Annotated in this window: 25 protein-coding genes; 19 read left to right on the top strand and 6 right to left on the bottom strand. The window is 70.1% G+C overall.

Annotated elements, in window-relative coordinates; genetic code table 11:
- Positions 1-257 precede the first annotated feature (257 nt).
- Both rho and prfA read left to right on the top strand, forming a co-directional pair.
- Positions 258-2,459 carry a transcription termination factor Rho gene (gene rho / locus ACFVTX_RS13370; protein WP_386900853.1) on the top strand — a complete coding sequence of 734 codons (2,202 nt, stop codon included), beginning with the start codon at positions 258-260 and terminating at the stop codon, positions 2,457-2,459.
- Between the two features lie 7 nt (positions 2,460-2,466).
- Entirely contained in the window at positions 2,467-3,540 is a 1,074-nt protein-coding gene (gene prfA, locus ACFVTX_RS13365) for a peptide chain release factor 1 (protein ID WP_386900851.1), read from the top strand.
- A gap of 102 nt (positions 3,541-3,642) precedes the next feature.
- Here prfA and epsC read toward each other — a convergent pair whose 3' ends face one another.
- Together epsC and cysK are read right to left on the bottom strand one after the other, a co-directional pair.
- Complete coding sequence (gene epsC / locus ACFVTX_RS13360) at positions 3,643-4,215, bottom strand: serine O-acetyltransferase EpsC (protein WP_386901151.1); 573 nt, start codon at positions 4,213-4,215, stop codon at positions 3,643-3,645.
- A gap of 10 nt (positions 4,216-4,225) precedes the next feature.
- Entirely contained in the window at positions 4,226-5,161 is a 936-nt protein-coding gene (cysK, locus tag ACFVTX_RS13355) for a cysteine synthase A (protein WP_386900849.1), read from the bottom strand.
- Positions 5,162-5,279: 118 nt separating this feature from the next.
- On the opposite strand from cysK, the gene prmC reads away from it, so the two are divergent.
- On the top strand, positions 5,280-6,128 hold the full coding sequence (prmC, locus tag ACFVTX_RS13350; RefSeq protein ID WP_386901150.1) for a peptide chain release factor N(5)-glutamine methyltransferase: 849 nt from the start codon (positions 5,280-5,282) through the stop codon (positions 6,126-6,128).
- Between the two features lie 12 nt (positions 6,129-6,140).
- Here the strand turns inward: prmC and ACFVTX_RS13345 are convergent, their stop codons facing one another.
- On the bottom strand, positions 6,141-7,124 hold the full coding sequence (locus tag ACFVTX_RS13345; RefSeq protein WP_386900847.1) for a TetR/AcrR family transcriptional regulator: 984 nt from the start codon (positions 7,122-7,124) through the stop codon (positions 6,141-6,143).
- Positions 7,125-7,275: 151 nt separating this feature from the next.
- Here ACFVTX_RS13345 and ACFVTX_RS13340 point away from each other — a divergent pair, with 151 nt between their 5' ends.
- The 15 genes from ACFVTX_RS13340 to ACFVTX_RS13270 all read left to right on the top strand — a co-directional run bounded on the left by ACFVTX_RS13340 (position 7,276) and on the right by ACFVTX_RS13270 (position 20,083).
- Positions 7,276-8,211 carry an ATP-binding cassette domain-containing protein gene (locus ACFVTX_RS13340; protein ID WP_386900845.1) on the top strand — a complete coding sequence of 312 codons (936 nt, stop codon included), beginning with the start codon at positions 7,276-7,278 and terminating at the stop codon, positions 8,209-8,211.
- Entirely contained in the window at positions 8,208-9,017 is an 810-nt protein-coding gene (locus ACFVTX_RS13335) for an ABC transporter permease (RefSeq protein WP_386900843.1), read from the top strand. The genes ACFVTX_RS13340 and ACFVTX_RS13335 overlap by 4 nt, the downstream gene beginning before the upstream one ends.
- Before the next feature lie 89 nt (positions 9,018-9,106).
- Positions 9,107-9,958 (top strand): L-threonylcarbamoyladenylate synthase, encoded by an 852-nt coding sequence (locus ACFVTX_RS13330; protein WP_386900842.1) that lies wholly within the window; start codon positions 9,107-9,109, stop codon positions 9,956-9,958.
- Positions 9,955-11,184, top strand: coding sequence for an MraY family glycosyltransferase (locus tag ACFVTX_RS13325; protein ID WP_386900840.1), 1,230 nt, complete (start codon positions 9,955-9,957; stop codon positions 11,182-11,184). Before ACFVTX_RS13330 ends, ACFVTX_RS13325 begins: the two co-directional genes overlap by 4 nt.
- Before the next feature lie 27 nt (positions 11,185-11,211).
- Positions 11,212-11,694, top strand: a complete 483-nt coding sequence (locus tag ACFVTX_RS13320) for a hypothetical protein (protein ID WP_386900838.1) — start codon at positions 11,212-11,214, stop codon at positions 11,692-11,694.
- A 163-nt stretch (positions 11,695-11,857) separates the two neighbouring features.
- Positions 11,858-12,655, top strand: coding sequence for a F0F1 ATP synthase subunit A (gene atpB, locus ACFVTX_RS13315; RefSeq protein WP_386901148.1), 798 nt, complete (start codon positions 11,858-11,860; stop codon positions 12,653-12,655).
- Between the two features lie 44 nt (positions 12,656-12,699).
- The gene (gene atpE, locus ACFVTX_RS13310) at positions 12,700-12,933 is read left to right on the top strand and encodes an ATP synthase F0 subunit C (RefSeq protein WP_022888426.1); all 234 of its coding nucleotides are present in this window, start codon (positions 12,700-12,702) and stop codon (positions 12,931-12,933) included.
- Positions 12,934-12,961: 28 nt separating this feature from the next.
- Positions 12,962-13,528 (top strand): F0F1 ATP synthase subunit B, encoded by a 567-nt coding sequence (locus ACFVTX_RS13305; protein ID WP_386900836.1) that lies wholly within the window; start codon positions 12,962-12,964, stop codon positions 13,526-13,528.
- A gap of 3 nt (positions 13,529-13,531) precedes the next feature.
- A complete protein-coding gene (locus ACFVTX_RS13300) occupies positions 13,532-14,326 on the top strand; it encodes a F0F1 ATP synthase subunit delta (protein WP_386900835.1) in 795 nt (264 codons plus the stop codon).
- Between the two features lie 90 nt (positions 14,327-14,416).
- Positions 14,417-16,057 (top strand): F0F1 ATP synthase subunit alpha, encoded by a 1,641-nt coding sequence (gene atpA, locus ACFVTX_RS13295; protein WP_386900833.1) that lies wholly within the window; start codon positions 14,417-14,419, stop codon positions 16,055-16,057.
- A 47-nt stretch (positions 16,058-16,104) separates the two neighbouring features.
- Entirely contained in the window at positions 16,105-17,001 is an 897-nt protein-coding gene (locus tag ACFVTX_RS13290; RefSeq protein WP_386900831.1) for a F0F1 ATP synthase subunit gamma, read from the top strand.
- Positions 17,002-17,021: 20 nt separating this feature from the next.
- Entirely contained in the window at positions 17,022-18,476 is a 1,455-nt protein-coding gene (gene atpD / locus ACFVTX_RS13285; protein WP_386900829.1) for a F0F1 ATP synthase subunit beta, read from the top strand.
- A 2-nt stretch (positions 18,477-18,478) separates the two neighbouring features.
- The gene (locus ACFVTX_RS13280; protein WP_386900827.1) at positions 18,479-18,739 is read left to right on the top strand and encodes a F0F1 ATP synthase subunit epsilon; all 261 of its coding nucleotides are present in this window, start codon (positions 18,479-18,481) and stop codon (positions 18,737-18,739) included.
- Between the two features lie 10 nt (positions 18,740-18,749).
- Positions 18,750-19,322, top strand: a complete 573-nt coding sequence (locus ACFVTX_RS13275) for an AAA family ATPase (RefSeq protein ID WP_386900825.1) — start codon at positions 18,750-18,752, stop codon at positions 19,320-19,322.
- Entirely contained in the window at positions 19,322-20,083 is a 762-nt protein-coding gene (locus tag ACFVTX_RS13270) for a YaaA family protein (RefSeq protein WP_386900823.1), read from the top strand. Before ACFVTX_RS13275 ends, ACFVTX_RS13270 begins: the two co-directional genes overlap by 1 nt.
- A 91-nt stretch (positions 20,084-20,174) precedes the next feature.
- On the opposite strand, the gene ACFVTX_RS13265 is transcribed toward ACFVTX_RS13270, so the two are convergent.
- From ACFVTX_RS13265 to ACFVTX_RS13255, 3 genes are all read right to left on the bottom strand, one after another.
- Positions 20,175-20,990, bottom strand: coding sequence for a M57 family metalloprotease (locus ACFVTX_RS13265; RefSeq protein WP_386900821.1), 816 nt, complete (start codon positions 20,988-20,990; stop codon positions 20,175-20,177).
- Positions 20,991-21,156: 166 nt separating this feature from the next.
- A complete protein-coding gene (locus tag ACFVTX_RS13260) occupies positions 21,157-21,747 on the bottom strand; it encodes a DNA-3-methyladenine glycosylase I (RefSeq protein WP_386901146.1) in 591 nt (196 codons plus the stop codon).
- Positions 21,748-21,752: 5 nt separating this feature from the next.
- On the bottom strand, positions 21,753-22,244 hold the full coding sequence (locus tag ACFVTX_RS13255) for a methylated-DNA--[protein]-cysteine S-methyltransferase (RefSeq protein ID WP_386900819.1): 492 nt from the start codon (positions 22,242-22,244) through the stop codon (positions 21,753-21,755).
- A gap of 211 nt (positions 22,245-22,455) precedes the next feature.
- Between ACFVTX_RS13255 and ACFVTX_RS13250 the strand changes: the two genes are divergently transcribed.
- Complete coding sequence (locus ACFVTX_RS13250; RefSeq protein WP_386900818.1) at positions 22,456-23,616, top strand: DUF4192 family protein; 1,161 nt, start codon at positions 22,456-22,458, stop codon at positions 23,614-23,616.
- Positions 23,617-23,679: the final 63 nt, after the last annotated feature.

Raw genomic sequence — 23,679 nt, 5'->3', positions numbered from 1 at the left:
TGCGACGGACCGAGGTTCTCCACAGGGCGCGTCGCGTGGCGGATCGGGCCGATGCGGAGTGTTAGACTGACACCGCACCCGGCAGGCGATGCACCGCAGTCACCACTGCTCGTACTCCCGGCCGCATCGTGCAATTCCCGGCAATCTCTTGCTTTCGCTCTCGCGCATGTCTGCGCCACCGCGCGCCGACCTCGCTCGAGGCCGCGATCAGCTCTCCTGCCGCGCAGCTCTTGCGCCAGGGGAAAGGACAACACCCAGTGACCAACGCATCCGACCACGCTGCTGGCGTGGCGAACAGCGCCCCCCTCACCGGCCTCAAGGTCGCCGAGCTCCAGGAGCTCGCGGTCTCGCTCGGCATCGTGGGGGCATCCAAGCTCCGCAAGGGCGAGCTCGTCGAGGCGATCACGGCCCGTCAGGCCGAGCAGGCGGGCGACGCAGCCCCGACGCTCGACCTCGACGTCGCCGAGCCCGTCGCGGCTGAGCCCGTCGTGGCCGCTCCGGCCGCCGCCGAGGCGCCCGCGGTCGAGGCTCCGGCCGACGCCGCGCCCGAGGCATCCGCCGTCGAGGCGCCGGCCGAGCAGGCCGCGCCGCGTCGCGGCCGTCAGCCGCGTCGCGCGACGAGCGCGACGACCGCTGCCGCGCAGCACGTGAACGGCGGCGGCGCCGGCCTCGGCCTCGTGCCGAGCGAGGACGAGGCCCGTGAGGCCGCTCGCGCCGCAGTGCGCGAAGAGCTCGCCGCGGCGACCGGTGAGGGCACCCGCCCCGCCGCGTCGGAGGGCGACGGCGAGCAGCCCTCGGGCGACGAGCCCCGCCAGGGCCGCAATCGCAACCGCGGCCGTCGTGGCGGCGAGCGCGGTGAGCGCGGCGGCAACGACCGCAACGGCAACGACCGCGGTGAGCGCGGCGACGACGCCCAGAAGCAGGGCGGCGACCGCCGCCAGGGCGGCCAGAACCAGGGCGGCCAGAACCAGGGTGGCCAGAATGACGGCGCCCAGGGCGGCGAGCCGCGCGGCAAGTCCTCCGAGCGTCAGGCCGACGCCGAGAAGGGCAAGCAGGGCGGCAACCAGGGCGGCGACCGCCGCCAGGGCGGCCAGAACCAGGGCGGCCAGAACCGCGACGCGCAGCAGGGCGAGGGCGGCCAGAACCAGGGCCAGAACCGCGACGGCCAGAACCGCGACGCGCAGCAGGCCGACGGCGAAGGCGGCCGTCGCAGCCGCTACCGCGACCGCAAGCGCCGCGGCCAGGGCGGTGCGGGCGACGAACTCGAGCCCGAGATCCTCGACGACGACGTGCTCATCCCGATCGCTGGCATCCTCGACGTGCTCGACAACTACGCGTTCGTGCGCACGACCGGGTACCTGCCCGGCCCGAGCGACGTGTACGTCTCGCTCGGACAGGTGAAGAAGTACCACCTGCGCAAGGGCGACGCCGTCGTCGGCTCGATCAAGCAGCCGCGCGACAACGAGTCGAACAGCCGCCAGAAGTACAACGCCCTCGTGAAGGTCGACTCGGTCAACGGCCAGTCGATCGACGAGGCGGCGGCGCGCGTCGAGTTCCAGAAGCTCACGCCCCTCTACCCGCAGGAGCGCCTGCGCCTCGAGACCGAGCCGACGAAGCTGACGCAGCGCATCATCGACCTCGTCGCGCCCATCGGCAAGGGCCAGCGCGGCCTCATCGTCGCACCCCCGAAGGCGGGCAAGACGATCGTGCTGCAGCAGATCGCGAACGCCATCTCGATCAACAACCCCGAGGTCCACCTCATGGTCGTGCTCGTCGACGAGCGCCCCGAAGAGGTCACCGACATGCAGCGCACGGTGAAGGGCGAGGTCATCGCCTCGACCTTCGACCGCCCCGCCGAAGACCACACGACGGTCGCCGAGCTCGCCATCGAGCGTGCGAAGCGCCTCGTCGAGCTCGGCCACGACGTCGTCGTGCTGCTCGACTCGATCACCCGCCTCGGCCGCGCCTACAACCTGGCCGCGCCCGCTTCGGGCCGCATCCTCTCGGGCGGTGTCGACGCCTCGGCGCTGTACCCGCCGAAGCGCTTCTTCGGCGCCGCGCGCAACATCGAGAACGGCGGCTCGCTGACCATTCTCGCGACCGCGCTCGTCGAGACCGGTTCGAAGATGGACGAGGTGATCTTCGAGGAGTTCAAGGGCACCGGCAACAGCGAGCTGCGCCTTTCGCGTCAGCTCGCCGACAAGCGGATCTTCCCGGCCGTCGACGTCAACGCCTCGTCGACGCGTCGCGAGGAGATGCTGCTGAACGCCGACGAGGTGAAGATCACCTGGAAGCTGCGTCGTGCCCTCGCCGGCCTCGACCAGCAGCCCGCCCTCGAGGCGGTGCTGGGTCGCCTGAAGGAGACGCAGTCGAACGTCGAGTTCCTCATGCTCATGCAGAAGTCGATGCCGGTCGCCGGCCACGGCAGCTCGCACGGGCACGAGATCGACCACCGCTGAGGCCGTCGTGTTCGATTCGGTTCAGCCGCTGCTCGCCGAGCACGCGCAGCTGCAGGAGGAGCTCGCCGACCCGGCGTTGCACGCCGATGCGGCCCGCGCGAAGAAGGTCAACCGGCGCTACGCCGAGCTGAGCCGGATCGTCGCGGCGAATCAGGCCTGGCACGAGGCGCAGGACGACCTCGCGGCAGCGCGCGAACTCGCGAAGGAGGACGACGCGTTCGCCGAGGAGGTGCCCGCACTCGAGGAGGGCCTCGCGCAGGCTCAGGAGAAGCTCCGGCGACTCCTCATCCCGCGCGACCCCGACGACGGCCGCGACGTCATCATGGAGATCAAGGGCGGCGAGGGCGGCGCCGAGAGCGCCCTCTTCGCCGCCGACCTCCTGCGCATGTACATCCAGTACGCGCAGTCCAAGGGCTGGAAGACCGAGCTCCTCGAGCGCAACGAGTCCGACCTCGGCGGCTACAAGGACGTCCAGGTCGCGATCAAGTCGAACGCGAGCGACCCGTCGCAGGGCGTGTGGGCGCACCTCAAGTACGAGGGCGGCGTGCACCGCGTGCAGCGCGTGCCCGTCACCGAGACGCAGGGGCGCATCCACACCTCGACGACGGGCGTGCTCGTCTTCCCCGAGGTCGACGAGCCCGAAGAGGTCGAGATCAACCAGAACGACCTCAAGATCGACGTGTACCGTTCGTCGGGCCCCGGCGGTCAGTCGGTGAACACGACCGACTCGGCGGTGCGCATCACGCACCTGCCGACGGGCATCGTCGTGTCGATGCAGAACGAGAAGTCGCAGCTGCAGAACCGCGAGGCGGCGATGCGCGTGCTCCGCGCCCGCATCCTCGCGCGCCAGCAGGAGGAGCTCGACGCGGCGGCGTCCGACGCGCGCAAGTCGCAGATCCGCTCGATGGACCGCTCCGAGCGCATCCGCACGTACAACTTCCCCGAGAACCGCATCGCCGATCACCGCACCGGCTACAAGGCGTACAACCTCGACCAGGTCATGAACGGCGCGCTCGACCCGCTCATCGAGTCGGCCATCCAGGCCGACGAGGAGGCGCAGCTCGCCGGTCGCGACGACTGAGCGGCGCGCGGTCCGCCGCGACACGAAACGAGGGGCGGATGCCTCGGGGCCTGCCCCGGAGCATCCGCCCCTCGTCGTTCGTTCTGAAGCGCGACGCGCCGCTCAGATGTGCCAGTCGTGCACGCCGCGGGCGGCGTCGGCGGCGGCGTGCGAGAGCGGGCGCACGGTCGCGGGCACGCCCACGACGAGCGAATGCGGGGGAGCCCCGTGGGTGACGACCGCGTTGGCGCCGACCGCGCTCCACGCGCCGATCGTGATGTCGCCGAGGATCTTCGCTCCGGCGCCGACGGTGACGCCGTCGTCGAGGGTGGGGTGGCGCTTCGTGCCGGGCGGGGTGTTGCGCGGCGCCTTCCCGCCGAGGGTGACGCCGTGGTAGAGCATGACGTCGTCGCCGATGACGGCCGTCTCGCCGATCACGACGCCCATGCCGTGGTCGATGAAGAAGCGGCGACCGATGGTCGCGCCGGGGTGGATCTCGATGCCGGTGAGGAAGCGCGTCAGCTGCGAGATCACCCGAGCGGGGAACCGCCAGCGCGCCCGCCACAGCCGATGGGCGAGCCGGTAGGCCCAGATGGCGTGGAGACCCGAATACACGAGGAAGACCTCGAGGCCGCTCCGTGCTGCGGGGTCGTGCGCACGGGCGGTCGCGAGGTCTTCTCGAAGGCGCTTGAACATCGGCACCTGATCAGTCAAGCAGACCCTCGTAGAGGACGGTCGACAGGTACCGCTCGCCGTAGCTCGCGACGATAACGACGATCGTCTTGCCGTCGTTCTCGGGACGCTTGGCGAGTTCGAGCGCGGCGTAGACCGTCGCACCCGAGGAGATGCCGCCGAGGATGCCCTCTTCGGTGCCGAGGCGGCGCGCGGTGGCGACGGCCTGGTCGATGTTGACGTCGATGATCTCGTCGTAGACGTCGCGGTCGAGGATGTCGGGCACGAAGTTCGCGCCGATGCCCTGGATCTTGTGCGGGCCGGGTGCGCCGCCGTTCAGGATGGGCGACTCGGCGGGCTCGACGCCGACGACCTGGACGCCGGGCTTGCGCTCCTTCAGCACCTGGCCGGTGCCCGAGAGGGTGCCGCCGGTGCCGATGCCGGACACGAAGATGTCGACGCCGCCGTCGGTGTCGTTCCACACCTCTTCGGCGGTGGTGCGGCGGTGGATGTCGACGTTCGCCTCGTTCTCGAACTGGCGGGCGAGGATCGCGCCGGGGGTCGCCGCGGCGATCTCCTCGGCCTTGGCGACGGCGCCCTTCATGCCCTCGGAGCCGGGCGTGAGCACGAGCTCGGCGCCGTAGGCCTTGAGCAGCGACTTGCGCTCCTTCGACATGGTCTCGGGCATCGCGAGGATGACCTTGTAGCCGCGCGCGGCGCCGATGAGGGCGAGGGCGATGCCGGTGTTGCCGCTCGTGCCCTCGACGATCGTGCCGCCGGGCTGCAGCGCACCGGAGGCCTCCGCCGCGTCGACGATGCCGACGCCGAGGCGGTCCTTCACGCTCGCGGAGGGGTTGTAGAACTCAAGCTTCGCGAGCACGGTCGCGCCGGCGCCCTCGGTGAGGCGGTTCAGGCGCACGAGCGGGGTGCGGCCGAAGGCCTGCGTGATGTTGTCGTAGATCTGAGCCATGGGCAGGCCTTTCTGGAAGCGCGGAGCGGGCGTTCTCAGCCTATGGGGACGGTCGTGGCGGTGGGTGTGCGTTACATTCCATTGCGTGGATGCACCAGAGGATCAGCCCGCCCGCCCGCTGCGCGACGTTCGCGACGAACTCGTCGCGCGGCTCGCCGAGGCGGGGGTGCCCGACCCCGAGGTCGATGCAGAACTCCTCATCGGTCACGTGCTCGGGCTGAGTCGCGGCGGCGTGCAGGCACGTCTCGTGATCGGCGGTGCGTTCACCGCCGAGGATGCCGCGGAGCTGGCCTCGCTCGCCGCGCGTCGCGCCCGGCGCGAGCCGCTCCAGCACCTCACGGGGCGCGCCGCCTTCCGTTCGCTCGAGCTCGCGGTGGGGCCGGGCGTGTTCGTGCCGCGCCCAGAGACCGAGGGGGTTGCGCAGATCGGCATCGACGCGCTGCGGGCCGACGCCGACCCCCAGCCGATCGGCATCGACCTCGGTTCGGGCAGCGGGGCGATCGCGCTCGCGCTCGCGACCGAGGTGCCGCACGCGAGGGTGTGGGCGGTCGAGAACTCGCCCGAGGCGTTCCCGTGGACGCGTCGCAACGTCGAGGAGGTCGCGGCGCCGAACCTCGAGCTCGTCTTCGGCGACCTCGCGACGGCGCTCCCCGAGCTCGACGGCCGGGTGTCGGTGATCGTCTCGAACCCGCCGTACATTCCGCTGGGCGCGATCCCGCGCGACCCCGAGGTGCGGCTCTACGACCCCGAGCGGGCGCTCTACGGCGGCGCCGACGGGCTCGACGTGGTGCGGGTGCTCTCGCAGCGGGCGCTCGTGCTGCTGCGGCCGGGAGGCCTGCTCGTGATCGAGCACGGCGAGGCGCAGTCGGCCGACATCGCGGCGCTGCTCGCAGCCGACGGCTGGCGGGCGATCGCGCACCACCGCGACCTCACCGGGCGCGATCGGGCGACGACGGCGCTGCGCTGACGCCCGCTCCGCCTACTTCCGCTTCGCCTGCTGCTCGCGTTCGATCGCGTGCTTGATCGCGTCGCGCTCGCGTTTCTGCGCCTCGCGCAGCGCCTTCTGCGCCTCGCGCACGCCCTTCTCGGCCTCGCGGCGTGCCTTCGCGGCGTCGCGCACCCGCGGGTCGCGGGGGAGGTCGAGCTGCGCGGGCGGTTCGGCGGGCGGTTCGGGCGCGGCGGGTGACGAGGTGCCGCCGAGACGTTCGACGTGGCGCTCGACGCCGTCGAGGATGCGGTGGAGCCCGAACGCGAAGTCGTCGTCGCCGTCGTCGTAGTCGGCGCCGGGCGGCGCGACGTAGCCGCCGCCGAGGAGCAGCGGGCTGAGGTACGGGAACCGTTCGGGCGTGACGAGCTCGGCGAGGGCCGCGAAGGCGCTCTGGCCCGTGACCTCGCCCGGGTCGCTCGCTGCGGCCGCTGCGGCGCCGAGGTCGCGCTCCTGGGCGCTCGTGGCCCGGGCGTAGCTCGTGAGCAGCAGCAGGGTCGACATCTTCTCGCCGTCGTTCAGGGGGAGGTCGCGCACCTCGCGCAGGAACCAGTCGACGATGAGCAGGCTGTTCGGCGTGATCGGCGCACCTGAGATCGGGATGTCGACGAGCCACGGGTGTTCGCGGTAGGCGGCGCGCATGGCGTGCACCCAGGCGGTGACGCCGTCGCGCCAGCCGCGTTCGACGGCGTCGTCGGGCACCGGCGGTTCCACCGCGCCCTCCTGCATGAGCAGGATCAGGTCGTCCTTGCTGGTGACGTAGCGGTAGAGCGACATGGTCGTGAATCCGAGGGATGCCGCGACGCGGCTCATGGAGACGGCGCCGAGCCCTTCGGCGTCGGCGATCTCGATCGCGGCGTCGACGATGCGTTCGATCGAGAGTTCGCGCTTGGGGCCGCGCTGGGGGTGGGCGGCGACGCCCCAGGCGAGTGCGACGGCCCGGGGGAGTTCGGGGTCGGCGCGGAGTTCGTCGCTCATCGGGCTCCAGTTCGTCGGGGTGCTTGACCACAGTCTAGAACTGTGTATTACTTAAACAACAGTGCATGACATAAACAGTTTGCGTCGTACACGACTTCGCTCCTCCTTGGGGCGACGTCGGCGCAGACCTCGAACGAACGGAGCACGAACGATGCAACTCGCCATCGACGTCCGCGGTCTCCGCAAGCGGTTCGGCCGGACCGAGGTGCTCGCGGGGCTCGACCTCGCGGTGCCGCAGGGGAGCGTCTTCGCGCTCCTCGGGCCGAACGGAGCGGGCAAGACCACGACCATCAACATCCTCACGACCCTCGTCGCGCCCGACGACGGCACCGCCTCCGTCGCGGGCTTCGACGTCGCGCGCGCCCCGGGGGACGTGCAGCAGCGCATCGCCCTCACCGGGCAGTCGGCCGCGGTCGACGAGGTGCTCACGGCCACCGAGAACCTCGTCATGATGGGCCGCCTCTCCGGGCTCTCGCGGCGGGCGGCGGCCTCGCGCGCCGCCGAGCTCGTGCGGCGCTTCGACCTCGTGGAGGCCGCAGGCCGGCGAGTCGGCACCTACTCGGGCGGCATGCGGCGTCGGCTCGACCTCGCACTGAGCCTCGTCGTCGACGTGCCCGTCCTCTTCCTCGACGAACCGACGACCGGCCTCGACACCCGAAGCCGCCAGGAGCTGTGGGCGGTCATCCGCACCCTCGCCGATGCGGGCACCACGATCTTCCTCACGACCCAGTACCTCGAGGAGGCCGACCGGCTCGCCGACCGCATCGCCGTGCTCGACCGCGGCCGCGTCGCCGCCGAGGGCACCGCCGACGAGCTCAAGGCCCGCATCGGCGGGGAGGTGGTCGAACTGCGCGACGCCGACGGGGTCCTCCTCCGCGAGATCCCGACCGACGGCAGCGTCCACGGCCTCCGCGCCGCGGTCGACGAGCTCGACCGGTTCTCGGCCGACGTCCTGGCCGGGGCCCGGCCGGCCGGGCCCACCGCGGCCGTCCAGGTCTCCATCCGCCGCCCGAGCCTCGACGACGTGTTCCTCGCGATCACGGGCGACCACGTGGCATCCGCCCCCGAACTCGTGGAGTCGAAATGAGCACCGCGACCATCGCCCCCGTCACGACCGCCGCACGGCGCCCGCGCCTGCGCGGCCTCGCCGCCGAACGCGTCTTCATCGGCCGGAGCCTCATCCACTCGGTGCGGGACGTCGAGGCCCTGCTCATGGCCGTCGTCCTGCCGACGATGCTCATGCTGCTGTTCACCTTCGTGTTCGGCAACGCGATCGACCCCTCGGGCGGCTACGTCGACTACGTGGTGCCCGGCATCATCCTGCTGTGCGCGGGCTTCGGCGCCTCGGGAACGGCGGTCTCGGTCGCACGCGACATGACGACGGGCATCATCGACCGGTTCCGCACCATGCCGCTGCGGAGCGGCGCGGTCCTCACCGGGCATGTCGTCGAGAGCCTCGTGCGCAACCTCGTCGCGACGGCCGTCGTGATCGGGGTGGCGCTCCTCGTCGGCTTCACGCCGAACGCGTCGCCGCTCGAGTGGCTCGCCGCATTCGGCGTGGTCGCGCTCTACATCCTCGCGATCACGTACCTGTTCGCGGCGATCGGGCTCGCGGCCGCGTCGCCCGAGGCGGCGAGCGGCTACGGGTTCATCCTGCTGTTCCTGCCGTACCTCTCGAGCGCGTTCGTGCCGGTCGACACGATGCCCGAGTGGCTGCAGTGGATCGCCGAGCACCAGCCGATCACGCCCGTGATCGAGACGATCCGCTCCCTCCTCGTCGGCACCCCGATGGGCGACTCGGCCTGGTGGGCGGTCGGCTGGTGCCTCGTCATCGTCGCGATCGCGGCGGTGTGGGGCGCGTGGCTGTTCCGTCGCAAGGCGGGCCGCCGCTGACGGGCGTCGCCCGGCGTCGGATGCCTCGGGCTGCACGCCGCCCGAGGCATCCGTTCTGCGCAGCCGCGCTGGTCTAGACTCGGCTGGTCATGACTGCCATCTACGACTGCTCGGTCGACTCCCAGTTGCTCACCGGCATGCGACTCGCGCGGGGCGCGATCGGCCGGGGCGAGCTCGTCGTCATCCCGACCGACACGGTCTACGGCGTCGCCGCCGACGCGTTCGACGCGAAGGCCGTGGCCCGCCTCCTCGAGGCGAAGGGCCGCGAACGCACCTCGCCGCCGCCCGTGCTCATCCCGGGCCTCCCGACGCTCGATGCGCTCGCGAGCGAGGTGCCGACCGCGGTGCGCGACCTCGTCGCCGAGTTCTGGCCGGGCGGGCTCACCGTCATCCTCCGCGCGCAGCCCTCGCTGCAGTGGGATCTCGGCGAGACCCGCGGCACGGTCGCCCTGCGCATGCCCGCGAACCCCATCGCGCTCGAGCTCCTCTCCGAGACGGGGCCGCTCGCGGTCTCCTCGGCGAACCTCTCCGGAATGCCGAGCGCGACCACCGCGGCGGCGGCCGAGGCGATGCTCGGCGAGTCGGTCGCGGTCTACCTCGACGGCGGCGACGCCGGCTCCGGCTACGAGGCGATCGGCGAGCGGCCCGGCGACACCTCGTCGACGATCGTGGATGCCACGGGGCTGACCGAGTCCGGGGGAGTGCTGCGCATCGTGCGCGCGGGGGTCATCTCGCGCGAGCGCATCGCCGCGGTCGTCGGCGAAGCGCTGCTCGCGCCCGAGGGGGCTCCCGCCGAGACGGCTCCCGCCGAGGACGCTGCCGCCGAGGACGCTGCCGCCGAGGACGCTGCCGCCGAGACCGCTGCCGCCGAGACCGAAGCGGACGGATCGCCCGCGGCCGAGGCATCCGACGACGCCGAAGCGGGCACCACCGCCTCATGACCCTCTTCCTCTCGCTCGCGCTGCTCGCCGCCCTCGTCACCTTCGGGGGCTCGATCATCGTCTGGAAGCTCAGCCTGAAGTACCGGCTGTACCCGAAGATCCGCGAGCGCGACGTGCACACGCGTCCGACGCCCCGGCTCGGCGGCATCGCGATGTTCGTCGGCATCGTCGTCGCGATCGGCGCGGCGGCGTTCGTGTCGAGCCTCGGCGTCTCCCGCTTCTCGAACGTGTCGATCATCTTCGAGAACCCGGCGCAGATCCTCGCGATCCTCGGCGCCGCGCTCCTCATCGTGGCGATGGGCGTCGCCGATGACATCTGGGATCTCGACTGGACGACGAAGCTCGCCGGGCAGTTCATCGCTGGCGGCCTGATCGCGTGGCAGGGCGTCACGATCGTGTCGCTGCCGATCGCCGGCATCACGCTCATCCCGTCGTGGCTGAGCGCGACGCTCACCGTCTTCGTCATCGTGCTCGTGATGAACGCGGTGAACTTCATCGACGGGCTCGACGGGCTCGTCGCGGGCGTCTCGCTCATCGCCAACGGCGTGTTCTTCCTCTACACGTACCTGCTCGTGCAGCAGACCTCGCCGCTCAACTACTTCAACCTCGCCTCGCTCCTCGCCGTCATCGTGGTCGGCGCCTGCGCGGGGTTCCTCCCGCTGAACTGGCACCCGGCGAAGCTCTTCATGGGCGACGCGGGCGCGCTCCTCATCGGGTTGCTCACGGCCACCGCCGCGATCGCGGTGACCGGCACGATCAACCCGGGCAGCGTCGGCTTCGAGAACCTGTTCGCCGCGTTCATCCCGATCCTGCTGCCGTTCGTCGTGCTCGTGATCCCGCTGCTCGACTTCGGGCTCGCGGTGGTGCGGCGCGTGAGCGCCGGCAAGTCGCCGTTCGCCGCCGACCGCAAGCACCTGCACCATCGTCTGCTCGACATGGGGCACTCGCACCTCAACGCCGTGCTCATCCTCTACGGGTGGACGGCCGTGGCTTCCGTCGGGTGCCTGCTCACCTACGTGCTGCCGACCTACTTCGGCAGGAACAGCATGTGGGCCTTCGTCTTCCTCGGCGTCGGCTTCGTCGTCTGCGCCGTGATCACCCTCGCCCCGCTCGGCCGTCGCAAGCGCCTCACGATCGCCGCGGAGGAGCGCCCCGCCGCCGCCGTGGCCGCCGACGCCCCGCCCTCGACCGTGGCATCCGACGAACTCGAAGGCGACGCTCGGTAGAATCGGGCGACCCCCGACTGGAGCATGATGACCGACGCACGTCCCGCACAGCCCGCCGACCGCACCCCGACCTCGAACCCGGTGCTCCGACGCGCCCTCGCCTGGGGCGGCCTGCTCGCCGCCGTGATCCTCGTGGTGAGCTCGGTGCTCGGCCTCGTCTTCGCCGGCCTCCCCGGCCTCTGGGGCGCCCTCATCGGCACGACCATGGCGGTGGTGTTCATGGGCATCACCGCGGCGAGCATCCTCCTCGCCAACCGCTTCTCGGGCAGCGACCTCTTCGTGGGCGCGTTCTTCGGCATCGTGCTCGGCGGCTGGCTCGTGAAGTTCATCGTCTTCATCGTCCTGGTGGTGCTCCTCCGGGATGCCGCGTGGCTCGACACGACGGTGCTGTTCCTCAGCCTCGTGGCGGGCGTTCTGGCCTCGCTCGTGGTCGACGTCCTCGTCGTCGCGAAGTCGCGTCTGCCGTACGCGAGCGACGTCGAATTGCCGAAGGCACCCGAAGACGACTGATCTGCGATCTGAATTCGTCTGCTCGTAGAAGTCTTGCTAGAGTATTCCCGATCCCCCCACGGTTCTGCCCTCATCCTGCATGGGCGAATCGTGGTCCATGTTCGTCGCCGCGAGAGCCGAGCTCCACGCCCCGAAACAGGAGAAAGCGCTGCTAGCACACGCTCTGAACCTGCTGGTTCCGACTGCCACCGAAGACGGTGAGTTCCACGGTCCGTCGATCGACGAATTCTTCCCCGGCCCGCTCTTCTTCGAGGGCACGGACTTCGAGATCAACCGCATCATCCTCGTGCGCTGGGTCGCGGTCATCGCGCTCGTCCTGGTCTTCTGGCTCGGCACGCGCCGGATGAAGATCGTCCCCGGTCGATTCCAGAGCCTCGTCGAGATGGGTCTCGACATGGTGCGCGTCAACATCGCCGACGACCTGCTCGGCAAGAAGGACGGCAAGCGGTTCCTGCCGATCCTCACGACGATGTTCTTCATGATCCTGTTCATGAACATCACGGGTGTCATCCCCTTCCTGAACATCGCCGGCACCTCGGTCATCGGCGTGCCGCTCGTGCTCGCGATCGTCGCGTACATCACCTTCATCTACGCGGGCGTCAAGAAGAGCCCCAAGAACTTCTTCAAGAACTCGCTGTTCCCCTCGGGTGTTCCGTGGCCGGTGTACATCATCGTCACGCCGATCGAGTTCATCTCGACCTTCGTGATCCGGCCGATCACGCTGACCCTGCGACTCATGATGAACATGATCGTCGGTCACCTCCTGCTCGTGCTCTTCTTCGCCGCCACGCAGTTCTTCGTCTTCCAGCTCAGCGGCTGGTGGACCATCCTCGGCGCCGGCACCCTCGCCTTCGGACTCGCGTTCACGCTGTTCGAGGTCCTCGTCGCCGTCCTGCAGGCCTACGTCTTCGCACTTCTCACCGCGGTCTACATCCAGCTCGCGGTCGCAGAAGAGCACTGAGCCCGGGCACCCGCCCAGAACATCCCTAGGAAAGGAAACCCAACGTGGACGCAACCACCGTTCTCGCTGAGATCAACGGCAACATCGCGACGGTCGGCTACGGCCTCGCGGCGATCGGCCCGGCCATCGGCGTCGGCATCGTCGTCGGCAAGACGATCGAAGGCGTCGCTCGCCAGCCCGAGCTGGCCGGCCGCCTCCAGGTCCTGATGTGGATCGGTATCGCCTTCACCGAGGCGCTCGCCTTCATCGGTATCGCGACCTACTTCATCTTCGTCTGATCCACCCGCCGCAACTGAGGAGGCCAACGTGCTTCATGCAGTACTGAGCGCTGCAACCGAGGGTGGCGAGTCGAGCCCGAGCCCGGTGATTCCGGAGTCGTACGACATCATCTGGTCGTCGGTCTGCTTCATCATCATCCTCATCTTCTTCTGGAAGTACGTGCTCCCTCGCGTCCAGAAGCTGCTCGACGAGCGTGCTGAGGCGATCGAGGGCAACATCGCGAAGGCCGACGAGGCCCAGCGCAAGGCCGAGGCCGCCCTCGAGGAGTACACGGCGCAGCTCGCCGACGCCCGCACCGAGGCCGGTCGCATCCGCGAGACCGCTCGTGAGGACGGCAAGAAGATCGTCGCCGAGGCGAAGGACACCGCGACGGCCGAGGCCGCTCGCGTCACGGCCACCGCACAGGCGCAGATCGAGGCCGAGCGCCAGACCGCGCTCGTCACGCTCCGCTCCGAGGTGGGCACGCTCGCGATCGACCTCGCCTCCGGCGTGATCGGCGAGTCGCTCTCCGACGACGCCAAGGCGACCGCCGTCGTCGACCGTTTCCTCGCCGAACTGGAGGCCTCCGAGGCCACCGCCGGAGGGAAGAAGTAACCCATGGGTAGCGCTACGAGAGAGGCCCTGGCCGGGTCGCGGGCTGCGCTCGCCGAGCTCGGCCGGGCCGAGCTTGACGTCGCCGAGGGCCTCCTCGCCGCCGGCCGCGTGATCGGGTCGTCGTCGCAGTTGCGCACGGCGCTCACCGATGCCGAGGCGGATGCCACGCAGAAGCGCGCGCTCGTCGAGCGCGTCTTCGGTGCGCAGCTGCCCGCGGCCGCGGTGACGCTCATCGTGACCGCCGCGTCGAGCCGCTGGTCGAACGGTGGGGACTTCCTCGCCGGCATCGAGGAGCTGGGTTACCGCATCGCGGCCGACTCCGCTGCGGAGGGCGTCGACATCGACGCCGAGCTCTTCGCCGTCGACCGTGCGGTCGCGAGCGACTCCGAACTCGAGCTCGCGCTCGGGTCGAAGCTCAGCGCGGTCGACGTGAAGTCGAAGCTCGTCGACCGTCTGCTCGTCGGCAAGGCCGCTCCGCAGACGGTGACGATCGTGCAGAACCTCGTGCAGCAGCCTCGCGGCCGCCGCATCGGCGAGGCCCTGCGTCACGCGGCCGCCATCGTGGCCGACCAGCGCGGCTTCGACATCGCGACCGTCACCTCGGCGGCACCGCTCTCGTCCGAGCAGCTCGCCCGGCTCGAGCAGGGCCTCCAGGCCCAGTCCGGCCGACCCATCCGATTCGACACGATCGTCGAACCCGCCCTCCTCGGCGGTGTTCGCGTTCAGATCGGCGACGACGTCATCGACGGCAGCGTCGCCAGCCGCCTCAGCTCGCTGCGGCAGAAGCTTGCCGGCTGACGCCGGTTGACATCGACCGGCGTCCAGCGCCGCCAGACAAACACACTGCATCCGGTGTCCGTGAGGCCCGGCCCAGAAAAGGAAATGGCAATGGCAGAACTCTCCATCAGCCCCGACGAGATCCGTTCGGCTCTCTCGGAGTTCGTCTCGTCGTACGAGCCGGGCCAGGCGCAGAAGACCGAGGTCGGGTACGTCACCGACGCAGGTGACGGCATCGCGCACGTCGGGGGCCTGCCCTCCGTCATGGCGAACGAGCTCGTGCGCTTCGCGGACGGCACGCTCGGCCTCGCGCAGAACCTCGACGAAGACGAGATCGGCGTCGTCGTGCTCGGCGAGTTCACCGGCATCGAAGAGGGCATGGAGGTGACCCGCACCGGCGAGGTCCTCTCCGTCCCCGTCGGCGAGGGCTACCTCGGCCGCGTCGTCGACCCGCTGGGCAACCCGATCGACGGCCTCGGCGAGATCACCGGCATCGAAGGCCGCCGCGCCCTCGAGCTCCAGGCGCCCGGCGTCATGCAGCGCAAGTCGGTGCACGAGCCGCTCCAGACCGGCATCAAGGCCATCGACGCGATGATCCCCGTCGGCCGCGGCCAGCGCCAGCTCATCATCGGCGACCGCCAGACTGGCAAGACGGCCATCGCGATCGACACGATCATCAACCAGAAGGCCAACTGGGAGTCGGGCGACGTCAACAAGCAGGTTCGCTGCATCTACGTCGCCATCGGCCAGAAGGGCTCGACCATCGCCTCGGTGAAGGGCGCCCTGGAAGACGCCGGCGCGATGGAGTACACCACCATCGTCGCCGCCCCGGCCTCCGACCCCGCCGGCTTCAAGTACCTCGCGCCGTACACCGGCTCGGCCATCGGCCAGCACTGGATGTACGACTCGAAGCACGTCCTCATCATCTTCGACGACCTGTCGAAGCAGGCCGAGGCCTACCGCGCCGTGTCGCTGCTCCTCCGTCGTCCGCCGGGACGCGAGGCGTACCCCGGTGACGTCTTCTACCTGCACTCGCGTCTGCTCGAGCGTTGCGCGAAGCTGTCCGACGAGCTCGGCGCCGGCTCGATGACGGGTCTGCCGATCATCGAGACCAAGGCGAACGACGTCTCGGCGTACATCCCGACCAACGTGATCTCGATCACCGACGGCCAGATCTTCCTCCAGTCCGACCTCTTCAACGCGAACCAGCGCCCGGCCGTCGACGTCGGCATCTCGGTCTCGCGTGTCGGTGGCGACGCGCAGGTCAAGTCGATCAAGTCGGTCTCGGGCACGCTGAAGCTCGAGCTCGCACAGTACCGCTCGCTCGAGGCCTTCGCGATGTTCGCGTCCGACCTCGACGCCGCGAGCCGTCGTCAGCTCGCCCGCGGTGCGCGCCTGACCGAGCTGCTCAAGCAGCCGCAGTACTCGCCGTTCCCGGTCGAGGACCAGGTCGTCTCGATCTGGGCCGGCACGAAGGGCCACCTCGACGAGGTGCCCGTCGAAGACATCCTGCGCTTCGAGGCCGAGTTCCTCGACTACCTGCGCCGCAACACCGATGTCCTCGACGTGCTGCGTTCGACGAACAAGCTCGAGCCCGAGACGATCTCGCAGCTCGAGTCGTCCGTCGCGACGTTCAAGAGCGAGTTCCAGACCGGCGAGGGCAAGCCGCTCGCCTCGGTCGGCTCGGAGCAGTTCGAGGCCATCGCCGCTGAAGACGTCAACCAGGAGAAGATCGTCAAGGGTCGCCGCTAAGGCGCCTGACGATCCGAACCGCTGACGTTTAGGGATACAGGAGAGACATGGGAGCGCAACTTCGGGTCTACCGGCAGAAGATCAAGTCTGCCCAGACGACGAAGAAGATCACCAAGGCGATGGAGCTCATCGCCGCCTCGCGCATCCAGAAGGCGCAGGCACGGGTGTCGGCTTCGACGCCGTACTCGCGGGCGATCACCCGTGCCGTCTCGGCGGTGGCGACGTACTCCAACGTCGACCACGTGCTGACGACCGAGCCCGAGAAGATCGAGCGCGCGGCGATCGTGATCCTCACGAGCGACCGCGGCCTCGCCGGTGCATTCAACTCGCAGGTGCTGCGCGAGTCGGAGGAGCTCGCCGAGCTCCTCCGCTCGCAGGGCAAGGAGGTCGTGTACTTCCTCGTCGGGCGCAAGGCGGTCGGGTACTTCCAGTTCCGCCGCCGCGAGTTCGAGCGGCAGTGGACGGGCAGCTCCGAGAACCCCGAGTTCGAGCTGGCGAAGGAGATCGCCGACGCGGTGCTCGAGTCGTTCCTCCGCGACGCCTCCGACGGCGGCGTCGACGAGATCCACGTGGTCTACAACACCTTCGTCAGCATGATGACGCAGACCCCCACGGTCGTGCGACTGCTGCCGCTCGAGGTCGTCGAGGGCGTCGAAGAGCCCGACGCGACGGTGCAGCCGCTGTACGAGTTCGAGCCCGACGTCGAGACGGTGCTCGACGGGCTGCTGCCGGTGTACATCGAGAGCCGCATCTTCAACGCCCTCCTGCAGTCGGCCGCTGCGAAGCACGCCGCCACGCAGAAGGCGATGAAGTCGGCCTCCGACAACGCCGACAAGCTCATCACCGACTACACCCGCCTGGCGAACAACGCGCGCCAGGCCGAGATCACGCAGCAGATCTCCGAGATCGTGGGCGGCGCGGACGCGCTCGTCGCCGCCAAGTAAATCCAGAAAGAGTGAGCAGAATGACTGACACCATCGACATGGTCGCCGACCAGACCGTCGCCGTCGGCCGCATCGCCCGCGTGACGGGCCCCGTCGTCGACATCGAGTTCCCGCACGACTCGATCCCCGAGATCTACAACGCCCTCCAGACCGAGATCACCATCGGCGAGGAGACCTCGACCCTGACCCTCGAGGTCGCCCAGCACCTCGGCGACGACGTCGTCCGTGCGATCGCCCTCAAGCCGACCGACGGCCTCGTCCGCGGCCAGGAGGTGCGCGACACCGGCTCGCCGATCTCCGTGCCCGTCGGCGACGTCACCAAGGGCAAGGTCTTCAACGTCATCGGCGAGGTCCTGAACCTCGAGCCCGGCGAGACCATCGAGGTCACCGAGCGCTGGCCGATCCACCGCAAGCCCCCGGCATTCGACCAGCTCGAGTCGAAGACCCAGCTCTTCGAGACCGGCATCAAGTCGATCGACCTCCTCACCCCGTACGTGCAGGGTGGAAAGATCGGCCTCTTCGGTGGTGCGGGCGTCGGCAAGACCGTCCTCATCCAGGAGATGATCCAGCGCGTCGCGCAGGACCACGGCGGTGTGTCGGTGTTCGCCGGTGTCGGCGAGCGCACCCGTGAGGGCAACGACCTCATCCACGAGATGGAGGAGGCGGGCGTCTTCGACAAGACCGCCCTCGTCTTCGGCCAGATGGACGAGCCGCCCGGGACGCGTCTGCGCGTCGCCCTCTCGGCCCTCACCATGGCCGAGTACTTCCGCGACGTGCAGAAGCAGGACGTGCTCCTCTTCATCGACAACATCTTCCGCTTCACGCAGGCGGGCTCCGAGGTGTCGACGCTGCTCGGCCGCATGCCCTCCGCGGTGGGCTACCAGCCGAACCTCGCCGACGAGATGGGCATCCTCCAGGAGCGCATCACCTCGACGCGCGGCCACTCGATCACCTCGCTGCAGGCGATCTACGTCCCCGCCGACGACTACACCGACCCGGCGCCGGCGACCACCTTCGCGCACCTCGACGCGACGACCGAGCTCTCGCGCGAGATCGCGTCGAAGGGCCTCTACCCCGCGATCGACCCGCTGACCTCGACGTCGCGCATCATGGACCCCCGCTACCTGGGCGAGGACCACTACCGCGTTGCGACCACGGTCAAGCAGATCCTCCAGAAGAACAAGGAGCTCCAGGAGATCATCGCGATCCTCGGTGTCGACGAGCTCTCCGAGGAAGACAAGATCACCGTGGCCCGCGCGCGCCGCATCCAGCAGTTCCTCTCGCAGAACACCTACATGGCGAAGAAGTTCACTGGTGTCGAGGGCTCGACCGTCCCCCTGAAGGACACCATCGAGTCGTTCGACGCCATCGCCCGCGGTGACTTCGACCACGTCGCAGAGCAGGCCTTCTTCAACGTCGGCGGCATCTCGGACGTCGAAGAGCAGTGGGCTCGCATCCAGAAGGAGAACGGCTGAACATGGCCGCCCTCAACGTGAGCGTCGTCTCGGCCGACCAGGAAGTCTGGTCGGGCGAGGCGGCCATGGTGGTCGCGAAGACCGTCGAAGGCGAGATCGGCATCCTGCCGGGTCACGAGCCGATGCTCGCGATCCTCGCCGGCGGCGAAGTCCGCGTGACCCTGCCCGGCGGTGAGAAGATCACCGCGACCGCCGAAGACGGCTTCCTCTCCGTGCAGTCGAACTCGGTGCAGGTCGTCGCTTCGCGCGCCGAACTCTCCTGAGGAGGAGCGGATGCAGGGGGAGCAGCCGTTCGACCGCCAGTTCGGTGATCTGAGCATCACCCAACTCATCGTCATGGCCGGGCTGCCGGGCGCGGGAAAGTCGACGATCGCACAGATCGTCGGCGCCCGCCTCGGCGCCACGGTCGTGTCGGTCGACCCGATCGAGTCGGCGATCCTGCGTGCCGGGATCGACGCCGACCAGCCGACGGGTCTCGCGGCGTACCTCGTCGCCGAGGAGATCGCCGAGAAGGAGCTCGACTCCGGACGCACGGTGATCGTCGACGCGGTGAACGCGGCCGAGGCCGCTCGCCTGCAATGGCGCGACCTCGCAGAGCGCGCCGATGTCCGCCTGCGGGTCATCGAGGTCGTCTGCTCCGACGAGGAGCTGCACCGTGCTCGTCTCGAGAAGCGCGAGCGCAAGCTCCCGCACCTCGAGGAGACCACCTGGCGGGCCGTCGAGCAGAGCCTCGAGGGGTACGCCGCCTGGACGGGCCCCTCGTCGGCACTCCCGCGCGTCACCATCGACAGCATCGAGACGCTCGGCACGAACGTCGACGCCGCACTCGCCTTCATCGGTTCGTAGTGCTCGTCCTGCTCCCGCCGTCCGAGACGAAGCGCGACGGCGGCATCGAGGTGCCGCTCGCGCTGGATGCGCTGTCGTATCCCTCGCTCGGCTCGGCACGCCAGGAGACGGTGGCCGTGCTGCGCGAGCTCGCCGTGGACGGTGAGGCGATGATGCGCGCGCTGAAGCTCGGACCGCGGCAGGCCGCGGAGGTCGACCGGAACCGCGTGGTCGCCGAGTCGTCCACGATGGCCGCCATCGACCGCTACACGGGCGTGCTGTTCGATGCGCTCGACGCGCCGACGCTCGACGCCCCGGCGCGCGAGTTCGCCGCTCGCACAGTCGTAGTGCATTCGGCGCTCCTCGGCCTCGTCGGCGCGCTCGACCCGATCCCCGCATATCGGCTCTCGCACGACTCGCGCCTCCCAGGGCTCCGCCTCAAGGCGCACTGGCGCGAACCGATCTCGGCGGTGCTCGAGAACGAGCCCGGGTTGATCGTCGATCTGCGTTCCGAGGGCTATGCCGAGCTCGGCCCCGCTCCCGCTCGTGCGGGCAGCGTGTACGTGCGAGTCGTCTCGCTCGGCGCCGACGGTCGCAATCGCGCCCTCAACCATTTCAACAAGCAGGCCAAGGGCCGCTTCACCCGAACGCTCGTCGAGGCGCGTCCTGAGCTCGGCACCGTCGACGAGCTCATCGACTGGGCGGCGTCGGCCGGGCACACGCTCACGTTGGGTGCCGACCACGGTGCGGCGAAGCCGCGCGAGCTCGAGCTCGTGGCCTGAGCGCCGCCGGCGCCTCGCGAACAGACCGCTGGGCCCGGTCGGACGACCGGACCCAGCGGATGATTCCCTCAGTCGTGGGTGCGACAGCCCCTCAGTTGCCGTACAGGGCCACGACGCCTGCGCGGTCGACGTTCGTCATCGACAGGTCGTCGGACGAGCCGTTGCACTGCGGGTAGTGCATGATCGACGCCGAGTCGTACGGAGTCAGCGGACGCCAGTTGTTGTCTTCGAAGCACGTGCCCGATTCGGGACGCGTGTGTTCGTGGCGGAAGCCGAGGGTGTGGCCGAGCTCGTGGCCGATGATGTTCGTCGGCGTCCACGAACCCGAGCTCCAGATCGAGTCGTCGATGAGCACGTTCTGCTGACGGTCGGGGGAGCTCGGGAAGAACGCCCGTGCGATGTACTGCGTGGTCGCCACCGGTTCGACGGAGAAGACCACCGAGTTGTTGCGCGTCGTGCACTTGCTGTCGGCGCTGCTCACGTACACGAAGTCGATCTTCGACGAGGCGGACTCCCAGAGCGCGGCGCCGCTCGCCATCGCGTTGACGACGTCGGCGTGACGGGTGCCGAACTTCGTGCTGACGCAGTAGGTGAGGTTGCCGACCTTCGAGGCCGCCCACTTGTCGTCGGCGCCGTTGACGGTGTTGACGATGAGGCCGTCGGTCGGGATCTCGGGGCCGACGAGCACGTCGTAGAACTTCCGCAGGTCACCGTGGTTCGCGATCACTTCGTCGCCGTTGACGATGTACGCGCCGTCGACGTCACGATAGGTCGACGCGGAGAACTCCTGGTAGGAGGGGATGTCGCCGTCGTCGAGCGTGGCCGCGCCGGCGGCCGGGACGGCGGTGCCGAGCGCGAGCGCACCCGCCGCAGCGGCGGTGATCGCGAGCGTTCTCATGGTTCGCATGCATGCTCCTTCTGTGAGCGTTTCCGCACGCCTTGTGGGCGCGCGGCTCCGGACGTGAGTGACGAGCGTCGTTGCTCGTGACCCCCGAAGTGGGGCCAACGTAGCGGGCGCGAATCGAGCGTGTCAAGGAAACTGTTGGCGCGTCTCGCGCCGTACTCCGAAGTGCTCAGACGGGAGAGCGGTCTCTCGCCCTGAAACACCCGGCGACGTGGTCGTCGACCATTCCGCCGGCCTGCATGAGCGCGTACATCGTCGTCGGGCCGACGAACGCGAAACCCAGGCGCCGCAGTTCGCGGCTCATCGCGTTGGATTCGGGCGTCGTCGCGGGGACCTCGGCGAAGGAGGCGGGCGGCGTCGCGCGCGGGGGAGGGGCGAAGCCCCAGAGGAGCTCGTCGAGCGGCCGGTCGAGGGCGAGCGTCGCCTTCGCGTTCGTGATCGTCGCGCGGATCTTGCCCGCGTGGCGGATGATGCGCGCGTCGCCGAGCAGGCGTTCGACGTCGTCGTCGCCCATCTGAGCGACGAGGTGCGGGTCGAAACCGTGGAAGACCTCGCGGAAGGCCGGCCGACGGCGGAGGATCGTGATCCACGACAGCCCTGCCTGGAAGCCTTCGAGGCAGACCTTCTCGAAGAGGCGCTGCGGATCGTGCTGGGGCGTGCCCCACTCCTCGTCGTGGTAGCGGCGGTACTCGGGGTCGGCGGCGCCCCAGGCGCACCGGGCGATCCCGTCGTCGCCGACGACGACGTCGGGCCGGGGGATGACGCTCACGCGGCGAAGCCGATGCGTTCGTGCCCGAGGAGCCAGAGCTTGGTGGGGATGCCCTGCCCCGCCGAATAGCCCGTGATCCGGCCGTCGGAGGCGAGCACGCGATGGCAGCCGACGATGATCGGCACGGGGTTCGCCCCGACCGCACCGCCGATCGCTCGTGCTGAGCCGGGGCGGCCGACGGCGGTCGCGAGCGCGCCGTACGAGATCGCCTCACCCCAGCCGAGGCGGGCGAGCTCGGACCAGACCGCCCGCTGGAAGGGGGTGCCGTCGAGACGGACGGGGATGTCGAAGCCGGTGCGGGCGCCGGCGAAGTACTCGGTGAGCTCGTCGCGGGCACGCTCGAGCACCGGGTTGAGCTGCTCGGGCAGGCCGTCGTGGGGGAGGGCGCCGTCGCGCTCGATCGTGAGGGCCGTGACGGCGTCGTCGTCGGCGACGACCTCGATGCGCCCGATCGGGCTGTCGAGTCGGAGGAGGAAGACGTTGGACATGACTCGAGCGTAACCGCGGCCGCCGACACGATCTCGCGAGAATCGGACATCGCGGAATCCTCACGGCATCGGTGCGCTGTGGAGGAGGAGTGCGGGGCCCGAGAGCGCGCGAAGCGGCGACTCATCCCCAACACCTCGGTTCGCGCGGCTCGTCGGCGTCTCATTCGCCGACCGGGCCGATCGCATGCGGCTGCGACGGCACCCTCGGTGCATGACCACGACCCTCCGCGCCGGATCGGCGCACGAATTCCTGGCCCTCGTGCCGCACCTCGCGGGCTTCGCACCCGAGCGCTCACTCCTCTGCGTCGCCTTCGAGGGCGGCCGGAGTGTCGGCGTGCTCCGCCACGACCTTCCGCGCCGGGCACGCGACCGGGCCGCGCTCGTCGCGGTCGTTGTGTCGACCCTCTGCCGGATACCGGGCGTCGACGGCGTCGTCCCGGTCGTCTACACCGACGTTCGATTCGAGGCGCGGCGCTCGGCGCCCGAGCGACGCCTCGTCGAACTCCTCGTCGACCGGGCCGACGAGGCCGGCTTCGTCGTCCGCGACGCGCTCTGCGTCGCCGCCGACGCCTGGGGCTCGTACTTCGACCCCGCGCTCCCGGCCACGGGGCATCCGCTCGAACTCATCGAGCAGTGCGCCGCGACCGAGGCGGTACCCGAGGCCGATCGCCCCCGTGGCGGGGCGGCATCCGCAGGGTCGATCCCCGAACCCGATGCCGACCGCGCGCGTGCGATCGCGCGCGAGCTCGGCGCGCTGACGGCGGCGGGGCCGGGCGCGGGGGAGTTCGCCCGGCTCGGCGACGCGGTCGATCCCGTCGAGCTCGTCGAACGGCTGCTCGAGCACGGCCGCGAGCCGGCGCACCTCGCGGCGTGGTTCCTCCACCTGGCGTCGCGGCCCCCGTTCCGCGACGGCATGATGCTGCAGTTCGCCTTCGGCCCCGTGGTCGGCGCGGCCGCCCACGACGACGCCGGCGACCTCGGCACGCGTGCAGAGGCGGGCGGCGTCACCGTCGACGAACTCGTGCGCCGAGAACTCGCGGACGGACGCTTCGACGAGGTGCAGGAGATGCTCGCCGGCCTGATCGTCGGCTGCACGACGCTCCGACCCGAGCGCGCCCGCCTCGAGCGGGGAGCCGAGGTCGTGCTGCGCCTCATCGCCGACGCCCCCGACCGGTACCGGGTCGGGCCGCTCTGCATCGCGGCGTGGCTCAACTGGGCGCTCGGGCGGGGCTCGGCCGCCGGCGCGCTGCTCGATCGGGCGCTCCGCCTCGAGCCCGAGCACACGATGGCCCGGCTGCTCGAACGGCACCTCGGCAGCGGGGCCCTGCCCGACTGGGCGTTCCTCCGCCCCGACCGGCGCGGCGTCGCGTGAACCCACGGGAACGGAAACGCCCACCCGGCGCCGGCCTCGGAAGCCTCCGAGGCCGACCGCCGG

Origin of the sequence: Agromyces sp. NPDC058136 (assembly GCF_042884375.1) — a bacterium.
In the GTDB taxonomy this organism is placed as follows: domain Bacteria; phylum Actinomycetota; class Actinomycetes; order Actinomycetales; family Microbacteriaceae; genus Agromyces.
This window is presented reverse-complemented; position numbering and strand designations above follow the sequence as displayed.